This window comes from Actinoplanes cyaneus, from assembly GCF_016862095.1.
GTDB classification, from domain to species: domain Bacteria; phylum Actinomycetota; class Actinomycetes; order Mycobacteriales; family Micromonosporaceae; genus Actinoplanes; species Actinoplanes cyaneus.
Window position 1 is genome coordinate 52,139 of sequence record NZ_BOMH01000031.1, and the last position, 12,224, is coordinate 64,362.

Annotated in this window: 8 protein-coding genes; 2 read left to right on the plus strand and 6 right to left on the minus strand. The window is 73.0% G+C overall.

Annotation, left to right across the window (positions count from 1 at the left end; all coding sequences use genetic code 11):
* Positions 1 to 27: 27 nt before the first annotated feature.
* Positions 28 to 906 carry a hypothetical protein gene (locus Acy02nite_RS20325; protein WP_203742780.1) on the minus strand — a complete coding sequence of 293 codons (879 nt, stop codon included), beginning with the start codon at positions 904 to 906 and terminating at the stop codon, positions 28 to 30.
* Between the two features lie 101 nt (positions 907 to 1,007).
* Here Acy02nite_RS20325 and Acy02nite_RS20330 point away from each other — a divergent pair, with 101 nt between their 5' ends.
* Positions 1,008 to 1,721, plus strand: coding sequence for a lysophospholipid acyltransferase family protein (locus Acy02nite_RS20330; RefSeq protein ID WP_203742782.1), 714 nt, complete (start codon positions 1,008 to 1,010; stop codon positions 1,719 to 1,721).
* A gap of 487 nt (positions 1,722 to 2,208) precedes the next feature.
* On the opposite strand, the gene cspE is transcribed toward Acy02nite_RS20330, so the two are convergent.
* On the minus strand, positions 2,209 to 2,412 hold the full coding sequence (gene cspE, locus Acy02nite_RS20335; protein WP_014447450.1) for a transcription antiterminator/RNA stability regulator CspE: 204 nt from the start codon (positions 2,410 to 2,412) through the stop codon (positions 2,209 to 2,211).
* Positions 2,413 to 2,645: 233 nt separating this feature from the next.
* Between cspE and Acy02nite_RS20340 the strand changes: the two genes are divergently transcribed.
* A complete protein-coding gene (locus tag Acy02nite_RS20340; protein ID WP_239175040.1) occupies positions 2,646 to 3,044 on the plus strand; it encodes a pilus assembly protein CpaE in 399 nt (132 codons plus the stop codon).
* Positions 3,045 to 3,113: 69 nt separating this feature from the next.
* On the opposite strand, the gene Acy02nite_RS20345 is transcribed toward Acy02nite_RS20340, so the two are convergent.
* The 4 genes from Acy02nite_RS20345 to Acy02nite_RS20360 all read right to left on the minus strand — a co-directional run bounded on the left by Acy02nite_RS20345 (position 3,114) and on the right by Acy02nite_RS20360 (position 12,118).
* A complete protein-coding gene (locus tag Acy02nite_RS20345; protein ID WP_203742786.1) occupies positions 3,114 to 6,656 on the minus strand; it encodes an ATP-dependent helicase in 3,543 nt (1,180 codons plus the stop codon).
* Entirely contained in the window at positions 6,653 to 10,636 is a 3,984-nt protein-coding gene (locus Acy02nite_RS20350) for an ATP-dependent helicase (protein ID WP_239175049.1), read from the minus strand. The genes Acy02nite_RS20345 and Acy02nite_RS20350 overlap by 4 nt, the downstream gene beginning before the upstream one ends.
* A gap of 154 nt (positions 10,637 to 10,790) precedes the next feature.
* Positions 10,791 to 11,339: an LOG family protein gene (locus tag Acy02nite_RS20355; protein ID WP_203742790.1), complete on the minus strand. Its 549-nt coding sequence runs from the start codon at positions 11,337 to 11,339 to the stop codon at positions 10,791 to 10,793.
* Positions 11,339 to 12,118 (minus strand): LOG family protein, encoded by a 780-nt coding sequence (locus Acy02nite_RS20360; RefSeq protein ID WP_203742792.1) that lies wholly within the window; start codon positions 12,116 to 12,118, stop codon positions 11,339 to 11,341. The genes Acy02nite_RS20355 and Acy02nite_RS20360 overlap by 1 nt, the downstream gene beginning before the upstream one ends.
* Between the last annotated feature and the right edge of the window lie 106 nt (positions 12,119 to 12,224).

Consider the following 12,224-nt stretch of genomic DNA (forward strand, 5'->3'; position numbering starts at 1 on the left):
CGTCTGCCGTCCGGCCGGAGGCGCGCCTCAGATCGGCCGGACCGACTCCAGCACCTCGTCGATCACGGCGTCCAGCTGCTGGTGCGTGCCCGGGATCGAGATGTAGAGGACGGCAGCCATCGGCTTGCCGACGTCGATGACCGCCACCGCGGACAACTCCGAGGTGGCGGTCAGCCCCGCTTCGTGGAAGTGCAGCCGGAACTTGTTCACGTAGGCCGGCCGCCCGCCGAGCGTGGTGACCTCGTCGCGGAGCACGTCGAGCGTGTTCGGCTGGGGGTAGTAGTTGGCGCGCACGTCCGCCGCGACCTGCCGGCCCACGCACTCCAGGTCGAGCGAGACCGCGTCGTTGTCGGCCGCCGGGACCGCCGCGGACAGGATCGAGGCGTGATACTCCCCGCCGCTGTAGAGCTCGGTGACGAAGTGCTGCCCCACCCGGTACGGCACCTGCAGCGTCCCCGCCTTCCACACCTCGTTCCAGGTGAGCCAGGGCGCCCCGTACTTCTTGTAGGAGATGCCGGCCTGCTCGTCCACCGTCCGGTCGCCGGTGACGGCCGGCGGCGCGGGAGCCCGGGTGGCCGCGCCGCTGGGCGAGTCGCTCGGTGGCGGGCAGGCCTGGGCCAGCGGCGGGCGGACATCGGTCGGCGCGGACGCCCGATCACCGAACGGGTTGCCGTCACTGCCGAAGAGGAGCACCAGCAGCACGATCAGGCCGCCGGCCAGGATCACGCCGGCCGCCCCGCCGAAGATCATCAGCTGCCGGCGGCGCTGCTGCCCGGGATCGACCCGCTTCGGTGGCTCGGGCGCCGGGGGCGGCGGCGTGAGCGGGGGAACGCCGGTCACCGCGCCCGACGACCACGGCCCGCCCGGCCGGGACCAGAGGGGCTCCTGCGGGTGCGGCTCGGACATGACCACCAGTGAACACCACAAGGCCGGCAACCGGCGAAACGCACCTGTGGAAAGTGCACCCGGCCCAGTCGTTTCCCAGAAATGTCCGCTACCGTGCTGCCATGGAGCTGGTGTATCCCCCGGTTGTCGCCCTGGCCAAGACAATGTTCCGCGTGCTCGACCTCAAGATCGAGATCGAGGGCGGCGAGCACATCCCGGCCACGGGCGGGGCAGTGCTGGCAAGCAACCACTCGAGCTACCTCGACTTCATCTTCTGCGGCCTCGGCACGCAGCCGGCCAAGCGCCTGGTCCGCTTCATGGCGAAGAAGCAGGTCTTCGACCACAAGGTGAGCGGTCCGCTGATGCGCGGCATGCGGCACATCCCGGTCGACCGCAAGGCCGGCACCGCGGCGTTCCGCGAGGCCATCACCTCGCTGAAGAACGGTGAGGTCGTCGGCGTCTTCCCGGAAGCGACGATCAGCGAGTCGTTCACCATCAAGGAGCTCAAGACCGGCGCCGCGCGGATGGCGCAGGAGGCGGGCGTCCCGCTGATCCCGATGGCCGTCTGGGGCCCGCACCGGCTCTGGACAAAGGGCCGCAAGAAGGAGCTCACCAAGCGGCACGTGCCGGTCCTCATCAAGATCGGCGAGGCGATCCACCTGCCCGAGGGGGCGACCCCCGAGGCGATCACCGCGACGCTCAAGGAGCGGCTGTCCGGGCTGCTCGACGCCGTCCAGCACGCCTACCCGGAGAAGCCGTCGAGCGACGACGACCGCTGGTGGCTCCCGGCGCACCTCGGTGGCACCGCACCGCTCCCCCAGTCGGCCACGGTCTGACCGAAAACGACCAGCAAGGCCCCGGGCGTGTCCCGGGGCCTTGTTCGCTTTCCGCTCACGGCCGCTCTCCAGGGCCTTCCCGATTTCGCCGTACGGCCGCAGCCCGCGACTCCGCAGAAGCGGAACGCCCGGCCGGTCTCGCGCGGCTCGCCGTCCCCCAGGCCCGCACGCGCTCGCCGGCTGGCTCTGACGGGTGCTTCAGACCCGTGAAGCACCCGTGAGAGTCAGCCCGACCCCCGCCGGCCACCGCTCGGCCCCGGAACCGAGCGCACCTCGCGCTGCCCGGCTGGTTGTCATGGTCGTTCTGAGACGCGAATAACGACCATGACAACCAGCCGGAACCGGGAGCGCGCTTCGGGTCTGACCGACGCGGACCTCGCGTCGCGGGGTGGGGACGGAAACGGCGCCGCACCCGGGTGGGTGCGACGCCGTGTCACAGTCACACGTTGTCAGCGGCCACCGCGAGGCGGCCGGTGATCAACGCGAATCAGACGGAACGGATGTTCGCGGCCTGCGGGCCCTTCTGGCCCTGGGTCACCTCGAACTCAACCCGCTGGTTCTCCTCCAGGCTGCGGTAGCCCGACATCTGGATCGCGGAGAAGTGGGCGAAGACGTCGGCGCCGCCGTCGTCCGGGGTGATGAACCCGAAGCCCTTGTCCGCGTTGAACCACTTCACAACGCCGGTAACCATGATCGTCTCCTCGACGGTCGATCGTTCCTGCCCATTATGGACGGGAACGAGGTAATAAGACCCGCAATTCACGGGACTCGTGTCGCCGTACTGATCGCCCGTACCGGAGAAACCCGGGTTACGACAAAGAGCGCCTGGGGCAGACTTCCCCACAGGCGCTCCTGAGTACTTGGGAACCAAACTGACAACGCCGATGACTCTATCACGGGTACGGAGGTCAAAAAGTGCTCGGCATGCACATGGCACGGCAGCTCAAGGCAGCCGGACTGACCTGGAAGCCCCGGCTCGGGGACCGGTTCGCCATCCCCGACCGGGACCTGGACGACGAGATGTTCGTGCTCAGCAACATGACGATCCAGGTGCACGACCGGCCGGAAGGGCGGATCATCGGGTTCAACGGCACGACCGAGTGGGCGCTCGACGATGTGGAGCTCGACGAGACCGTCTGGCTGCCGCGCGAGGATCAGCTGCGGGAACTCCTGGGCGGGACGTTCCACGCTCTGGATCGGGCCGGCGCGGGCTACCGGGTGCGGATCGTGCTGCTCGGCGAGACGCTCGCGTTTCCCGGGTCGTCCGCCGAGGAGGCGTACGCGGCGGCGCTGCTCCACCTGCTGGAGGCCGCGGGACTCTGAAGCGCTCCGAACGTGCTTGGAGGCCGCGGGACTCCAGAGCGCTCCGAATGTGCTGGAGGCCACGGGAGTCTAGAGCGCCTCCTCCGGGATCTCGGTGAGCAGGGCGGCCAGCGCGGTGGCGTCCATCAGGTCGGCGGGCCGGACGGTGACCTGCTCGCGGACATAGTGGAACCCGGCCCGGACCCGGTTGACCGGGACACCGGCCAGGGTGGCCCAGGCGATCCGGTACGCCGAGAGCTGAACCGCGGCAGCCTCGGCCTCCGCGCCGGTCGGGCGGCGGCCGGTCTTCCAGTCGATCACGTCGAAGCGGTCGTCCGGGTCGGCGAAGACCGCGTCCATCCGGCCACGAACCACCACGCCACCGATCGTGGTGGCGAACGGGACCTCGACGTCGAGCGGGGTGCGATCGGCCCACTCACCGGTCAGGAACGCCTGCTGCAGCTCGGCCAGTTCCTCGTCACCGGCCGCGCTGTCATCGGCGGCGCCGGGCAGCTCGTCGATGTCGATCAGCCGCGCGGCGCCGAACCGCTGCTCCAGCCACACGTGGAAGGCGGTGCCGCGGCGGGCGTGCGGGGCCGGGCGCTGCGGGAGCGGGCGGCGCAGCGAACGGGCCAGCACCTGCGGGTCACGGCGCAGCACCACGAGCTGGGAGACCGAGAGGTGCGGGGGCAGGGCGACCTCGATCGGGCCGTCCCGGCGGGTGCGCTCGGCACGCTCGGCCAGCAGGAGTTTCGCCTCCTTGCGCCAGCGGGCGATGTCCGGATCGGTCTCCGCTGCCACCCGGTCCACCGACGAGGCCGCGGCCAGGACCGACGCGCGGTCCAACGTTCCCGCTCCGGAAGGGGCAGGCTCATCGTCGTCCGCCGCTCCAGTCGGCTCCGCCCCGGCGCCTTCGGCTCGGGTCGGCTCCGCACCGGGGCGCTGGGCGGCCCCGGCGGCGTCCCGGTCGGCGGGCTCACGCCGTACGGGCAAATCTGGATCTTGGTTTTGGGCGAGACCGGCCAGGTCGGCGGCGAGACCGGCCCGCGCCGCGACCTCGGGGTCGGACGCCGCGAGATCGGCGAAGGCCTCGGCGGCGGACGCGTCCGGAGCGGCGATCATGCGCCGGATGAGGTCGGCGGCCGCGGCCATCGCGGGACGGCGCAGGCCCAGCGGATCGGCCGGCCACTCGGCGACCGACACCACCTCGTCGCTCGGATTCGTCTCGCCGGGCGCCGGCTCGGGCGCCCAGACGGCCACCACGCCGGCGCCTTCCGCGCAGGTCGCGCGCACCTCGTCGAGGAAGACCGACGGGCCGCGCGGGCGTTTCACCCCGTCGCCCCACCAGTAACCGGAGCAGAGCAGCAGGCGGCGCGGGCGGGTCATCGCCACGTAGGCGAGACGCCGCTCCTCCCGCTCGTCGTGCTCCCGCCAGGCGCGGCTGAACTCGCTGAGCGCGGCGTTCACGTCCTTCTGCTCGACCGCCTCGTCGAGGTTCAGCTCGGGCAGGCCGGACGCGTCGCCGCGCAGCGGGAACGGCAGCACGCCGATGCCGCCCAGGTAGTGGTCGGAGCCGCGAACCAGGCCCGGCCAGACGCCCCGGCACAGGCCCGCGACCGAGACGACGTCCCACTCCAGGCCCTTCGCGGCGTGCGCGGTGAGGATCTGCACCGCGCCCTCGGCCACGTCGACCTGGCCCGGCTCGAGCCCGCGCTCCTCCTCCTCGGCAGCCGCCAGGAACGCCAGGAAACCGCTGAGCGTGCCGGTCTCGTTCTCGCTGACATACCTGGTCGCGGCCTCGCCGAGAGCGTCCAGGTGAGCCCGGGCCAGGCCGGCGTCACCGGCCGCCCAGCCGCGGACCGCGACCTCGACGTCCAGCCCGACAGTCCGCTCGATGTCCGCGAGCAGGTCGGGAAGTGGCTGGTCCAGGCGCTGGCGGAGGGCGCCGAGTTCCCTGCTGTACGCCGCGAGCCGCTGGAAGCCCTCCACCGAGTACTGCTGAGGGCTGCCGAGGTCGGCCATCGCCTCGACCAGGGTCGCGTCGTCGAGCCGGTCGGCGACCGCGTCCTGGTCGTCGTCCTCGGTCCTGGTCGCCCGGGCCGCGGCGATCGCGCGTGATCTGCGGTGCAGGGCGACCAGGTCACGCGGGCCGATCCGCCAGCGGGCGCCGGTGAGCAGCCGCAGCAGCGACGCGCCGTCGGTCGGGTCGGCGAGCACCCGCAACGTGCAGATCACGTCCCGCACCTCGGGCGTGTCGAGCAGGCCGCCCAGCCCGACGACCTCGACCGGCAGGCCGCGGGCGCGCAGCTCCTCCTCGATCACCGGGATCTGGCTGCGGACCCGGACCAGCACCGCGCTGGTCGGGCGACGCTCCAGCGGGATCTCCTCCGGCAGCGCGCGGGGCATCCCGGCCGCGATCCGCCAGGCGGTCAGCATCGAATCGGCGATCCAGGAAGCCTCTTCGGCGTACGTCCTGAGCAGCGCACACGTCACGGTCCGCCCGCCGACCGCCTCGGCCACCCGGTCCGCCGGCCGCAACACGCCGACGCTGGCCCGCAGGGGCGCCGAGATCACGTTCGCCACCTGCAGGATCTCGGGGCGGTTCCGCCAGCTCCGGGTCAGGCTGTGCACCCAGGCCGGGCGGCCCTCCGCGTCCGGGAACTCGGACGGGAAGCGCTCCAGCGTGCCGGCCGACGCGCCGCGCCAGCCGTAGATCGACTGACACGGGTCACCGACCGCGGTCACCGGGTGGCCGCCGCCGAACAGGTTGTTCAGCATCGTCACCTGGGCGTGGCTGGTGTCCTGGTACTCGTCCAGCAGGACCACCTTGTAGCGCCCGCGCTCGGTCTCGCCGACCGCCGGATGGTCCCGGGCGACGATCGCGGCCCGAGCCATCTGGTCACCGAAGTCCATCGCCTCCAGATCGAGTTTGCGCTGCTCGTAGAGGCGGACCAGGGGCAGCAGGGTGAGCCGGTGCTGCTGACGGCGCAGCATCTCGGACACGTCCTTGTACATCCGCCCCGGGAACGACTGCACCTCGGCGAAGAACCGGCCGGTCCACGCGGCCAGGTCGTCCGGGGACTTCAGGTGCTCGGCCAGCTCGGCGGAGAGCGCGAGCACGTCGTCGGTGACCGTGCCCGGGGCGCGGTTCAGCCCGGTCATCTCCCCGGTGTACGCCCGGACCAGCGAGTCGACGATCTGCCAGCGGGCCGCCTCGGTGAGCAGCCGCGCCGACGGCTCGAAGCCGCCGCGCAGGCCGTGCTCGGTGACGACCCGGGCCGCGTACGAGTGATAGGTCGAGATCGTCGCCTCGCCGACCAGCGCGTCGTCCCGCCCGCCCAGCCGCCGGGCCAGCTGACCCAGCCTCGTCCGCACCCGGTGGGACAGCTCACCGGCCGCCTTCCGGGTGAACGTGAGGCCGAGGATCTCGCCGGGATGCGCATACCCGTTCGCGACCAGCCACACCACCCGGGACGCCATCGTCTCGGTCTTGCCGGAGCCGGCGCCGGCGACCACGAGCAGCGGCTTCACCGGGTGCGCGACGATCGCCGCCTGCTCGTCCGTGGGCGGCGGCAGCCGTAGCAGTCTCGCCAGCTCGACAGGGGTGTACCTGGGTCCGGCGTCGGCCCTCATCGTGGCGGCTCCACTACCTGCCGGCCCTTCCCCGAGATCGGGCAACTCGTGCGGACCGGGCAGACCCGGCAACGACTGTTCGCCACCGCGGAGAACGTCGAGGCCGCCATCGTCTCGGCGGTGCGGCGAACCATCGCGTACGCCCACTGCGGGTCGGTGGCCTCGGTCATCGGCACCTGCATCTGCTCGCGGGCGTCCTTGCCCGGGCCCAGCTGCACCAGGGCGGCGCCACCGGTGTCGGTTCCGAAATCCTCGAAAGCGCCCGCGTCGACCGCCGCCTGATAGCCGGCGAGCTGCGGATTCTCCGCCACCTCCGCGGACAGGGCGGTGGACTTGCCGGTCTTCAGGTCGATCACCACGAGCCGGCCGGCCTCGTCGACCTCCAGCCGGTCGACCCGGCCGGTGAGCTGGATCGGGTGCCGCTCGTCCTCCAGCCGGACGGTGAACTCGTGCTCGATCGCCAGCAGCCGGCGGGGATTCGCGGCCAGCCAGCGCAGCAACTTGTCGACCATCGCCTCGGCGCGCTCCTGCTCGGGGCCGGCCATCCAGCGGGCCGCCAGCTCGATCGAGTCGAACCGGGCCGACACGTACTCCACCAGCTTCTCCCGGTCGGCGTGCGCGTCCTCGGCCAGCATCGCGGCGGCGTGCACCAGGTTGCCGATGCCCTGCGCGGGGCCGGCCGGGGGCGCGCCACCGTGGCGTTCCAGCAGCCAGCGCAGGCTGCAGCGGAGCGCGGACTCCATCGCCGACGGGGTGACCTTGACCGGGTCGCCGTCGTCGACGAGGGGCCGCTCGTCGGAGAGCGCCCGCAGGCCCCACCACTCGTCCGGATGTGCCCCGGGCACACCGGCCGCGGCGAGCCCGGCGAGCTCGGCGGCCGCGGCGCGGCGCCGGCTGGGCGTTTCGCTTGCCGAGACCACGACAGTACGGAGTTCGGCCACGAGCGCCGCGAGCGTCAACGCCCGCGGCGCGCGGCCGACGAGCAACTCGCCGTCGCTCTCGTCGTCGACTGCCGCATGCTCGTCGCCGCGGTCGTCGGCTGGCGTCGGCTCTTCACCACCGTGGTCGGCTGTCGCCCGCTCTTCCACACCGGTGTCGGCTGTCGCCTGCTCCTCACCACTGCCGCCGAGCGCCGCCCGCTCGCCAGCGCCACGGCCGAGCGCCGCCCGCGCTTCGCTGCCGTCGTCGGATGCTGCCCGATCTTCGCCGCTGTCGCCGGGTGCCATCTGCTCACCGTCGACGTCCATGGGCTCGACGGGCGTGGCCACGGCCGGCTCAGCCGCCAGGATCTGTGCCGTGGCCTCCGCCTCCGACGGGTCGATCCCGGCAGGAGGCGGCGTGTCGTCCGGGGAGTCAGGCGAATCCGGGGAGTCCGGGGAGTCCGGGTCCCACGGGTCCTGATCCGGGGGCTCGTCCGGCGGCGGCGGATCATCCGGGGGCGGGACGTCCGCATACGGGTCGTCGCCCGGACCCGACCGGGCACGGGAGGCCAGCTCGCTCAGGAAACGGCTGGGCTGCTCCTCGACGGCCGCCCCGCCGGTGCTCGCCGAGGCGACCGCGGTGGCCACCAGGCGGCGTCGTGCCCGGGTGGCCGCCACGTAGAAGAGCCGCCGCTCCTCGTCGAGCAGCGCGGACGTCTCGGCGACGATCGCCTCCGAACCCGAGGCGGGACGGCCGGCGACCGCGTCGACCAGGCGTTCCGACCCGAGCAGGCTGCCCCGCAGGCGCAGGTCGGGCCAGATGCCCTCCTGCACGCCGGCCAGCACGACCACGTCCCACTCCAGGCCCTTCGCGGCGTGCGCGGTGAGCAGGCGGACGGCGTCACCCCGGTCGGCGCTGGGAGCGATCGTGTCAGCCGGGAGGTCCTGGCCGAGCACATGGTCCAGGAACACGCCGACGCCCGCGCCGGGCAACCGGTCGACGAACCGGGCCGCGGCGTCGAAGAGCACCACCATGGCGTCCAGGTCACGGTCGGCGGCCTCGGCGCGCCACTGCCGGGCACGGCCGGCCTGGGCCGGGTCGGTCACGCGCAGGTTGCCGGTGCTCATCGCATACCACCGGTCGGCCAGGCCGCTCGCGCGCCAGACCGTCCACAGCACGTCCTCCGCGGAGGCACCGGGCTCGGCGGCGGCCGTGCGGGCCACGGTGAGCAGGCGGGCGATGGTCTGCGCCGGGCGGGCCCAGCGGCGCTCGACCAGGTCGAGCCCGGCCGGGTCACGGACCGCGTCGACCAGCAACTCCCCGGAGGGCCGCCGATCACCGGCCGCCAGCGCGAGCGCCCGGAGGCCCTGCCGCAGCCGGCGCTCGGCCAGCGGGTCGGCCCCGCCCAGCGGCGAGTGCAGCAGCGCGACCGCGGCTTCCTCGTCGAGCGTCTCCGGATCCAGCGCGCAGCGCAGCAGCAGCAGGAACGGCGCGACCGCCGGCTGCAGGTGCAGTGGCAGATCCTCGGCGTGGATCACCGTCGGCACACCCGAGGCGGCGAGCGCCCGCTGCACCGAGGGCTGCTGCAGGGTGGCGGAACGCATCACCACCGCCATCCGTGACCAGGGCACGCCGTAGAGCAGATGCGCCTCCCGCAGCGCGTGCGCGATGAACGCGGTCTCCGCGGCCGGCGACCGGAACGTCCGCACCACCGCCCCCGCCACCGGCCCGGACGGCGAGATCTCCTCCCCGGTGACCACTCCCGTGCCCGCCCCGTCACCGCCCGCCGCAGGAACGGCAGCCTCGTCGCCGACCACCGCCGGAACAGCCGCGTGGCGCCTTGCCGGTGGAACGACGACAGCGTTGCCCCCGCTCCCGGCAGGAGGCAGCGCCGCGGCACTCGCTCCTCCAGCGACCGGTGCCGCGCCGCCTGGGGCGGCATCAACATCAGCAGCGCCGGCCGCGGCGGCATCAACCGCAGCGTCGGCCGGGACAGCGTCGACCGGGGGTGGCGGGACCATCAGGCGGCGGGTGATCGGCCCGCGCATCCGCCGGGCCACCCCGGAAGCGGCCGCCAGCAACGAGGGCGCCGACCGATAGTTCGTATGCAGGACGACCGTCTCGGCCAGCGCGCCCGACGGGCTCCGGAAGCGCTCCGGAAAGTCCGCGACCACTTCCGGGTCCGCCCCGCGGAAGCCGAAGATCGACGAATCCGGGTCGGCGAAGGCGACCAGCGGCTTTCCCCCGCCGGCGACCTGGGCCAGCAGGTCGACCTGGGCCGGGTCGGTCTCGGCGAGCTCGTCGACGAACACATACGCCAGGCGGCGTCGCTCGGCGGCCAGCAGGCCGGGCTCGTCGGCGAGCAGCCCGGAGGCGGCCCGGACCAGCTCGGCCGGGTCGTAGGCGACCGACCCGCGCGTGGTGGCGTCGCGGAGCGAGAGCACCTCCACGTATTCCCGGAGGAAGCGGGCGGCCGCCGCCCAGTCGCTGCGGCCCAGCCGGGCGGCGTGATCGGCCAGCTCGAACGGGCCGACGCCACGCTCGGCGGCACGCTGCATCAGGTCACGCAGCTGCTGGGCGAAGGCACGGGTGGGCAGCGCGGGGCGCAGCTCGTCGGGCCAGCCGACGGTGTCGGCGGAATCCGGATCCTCGACCACGGCCAGCAACTCGCGGATGATCAGATCCTGCTCGGGGCCGGTGAGCAGGCGCGGGGCGGGCTCGCCGCGCTCTGCCGCGGCTCGGCGGAGCAGGCCGAACGCGTACGCGTGGAAGGTCCTGACCAGCGGCTCGTGCACGATCCGCGCGGCATCGCCGGCGACGCGCGCCTCGATCCTGTCGCGCAGCGCGGCGGCGCCCCGGCGGCCGAAGGTGAGCACGAGGATCCGCTCCGGGTCGACGCCCTCGGCGATCCGCGCGGCGACCGACTCCACCAGCACGGTGGTCTTGCCGGTGCCGGGACCACCGACGACCAGCAGCGGCCCGGCGGTGTGCGCGGTCACCCGGGCTTGGATCGGGTCGGCGCGCAGCTCGGGCGCGGCCGGGCGGGGGCGCCGGACCAGGCGGTAGGCCGGCCGGCGCACCGGGGACGGGGGGGCCGGCGTGCTCACGGCATCTATGAGAGCACGCCGGTACGACGTTTCCGCCGCCTCACCCGTCCGGTGAAGGCGCGAGCGTAACCGGCGTCACCCGGCGCGGGCGGAAGCGGACAGGGCGTCACCCCGCGAGGGCGGCCTCGATCGTGTCCAGCGCCTCCGGCACCGACCGGGCCACGAGCACGGTGTCCATCACCGCGGGGCGGACGAACTTCGTCGCGACGAGCCCGTTCAGCCAGCTGATCAGGCCGTCGTAGAAGCCGTCCGGGTCGAGGACCACGATCGGTTTGCGGTGCACCTCGAGCGCCGACGTCGTCCACACCTCGAAGAGCTCGTCGAGCGTGCCGAGCCCGCCGGGCAGGGTGAGGAACGCGTCCGACCGGTCGATCATCAGGTTCTTCCGGGCGGCCATGTCATCGGTGACGACCAGCTCGTCCGACGAGGTGTCGGCGACCTCCCAGTCCACCAGGCACTGCGGGATGATGCCGAGGGTGTGCGCGCCACCGGCCCGGGCGCCGTCGGCGACCGCGCCCATCATGCCGACGCAGCCGCCACCGGAGACCAGGGTGTGCCCCCGCTCGCCGAGCGCCCGGCCGGTCTCGGCGGCCAGGTCGAGCCAGCGCTGCTCCAGGGTGCTCGACGAGCCGCAGAACACGCAGATCGCGGCCATCAGGACGACGCCTGCGGGTCGGCGAGGGCGGCGCCGGCGTCCACGATGATCTGGACCGCCTCGGCGACGTCGTCGGTCACCTGGATGAGCTCCAGGTCGGCCGCGCTGATCTTGCCGTCGTCGAGCATCCGCTGCTTGATCCAGTCGAGCAGGCCGCTCCAGTAGTCGGCGCCCATCAGGATCACCGGGAACCGGGTCACCTTGTGCGTCTGGACCAGCGTGATCGCCTCGAACAGCTCGTCCAGGGTGCCGTAACCGCCGGGCAGCACCACGAACGCCTGCGCGTACTTCACGAACATGGTCTTGCGGACGAAGAAGTAGCGGAAGTCGATGCCGATGTCGACCCAGTCGTTGAGGCCCTGCTCGAACGGCAGCTCGATGCCGAGCCCGACCGACATCCCGCCGGCCTCGGTCGCGCCGCGGTTCGCCGCGGCCATCACGCCCGGGCCGCCGCCGGTGATCACCGCGTAGCCCGCCTCGGCGAGGGCGGCGCCCAGCCGGGCGGCGAGCTCGCACTCGGCGGACTCCGGCTTGCTGCGCGCCGAGCCGAAGACGCTGACCGCGGGCGGCAGGTCGGCCAGCGTGTCGAAGCCCTCGACGAACTCGGACAGGATGCGCAGGGCTCGCCAGGCGTCCTTCGTCTTCCACTCACCGCGATGATGCGAGTCAAGCAACTTCTCGTCCGCGGTGCTCAGGGGCACGGCTTCGCGTCGTAGCGTGACCGCACCCCGATGACGCTGCGGCGCGGCCGTCGGTCGCCCGTTGGTGCTCTCCGTCATGCGCCCAAGGTAGTGCGGACGGCCATTCTCCGGTGAATAACCGGCCGCGTTTCGACAAGAGGATTGCGACCGGGAGACCTTTTTGCCAGATTGAAGCAACGGACGG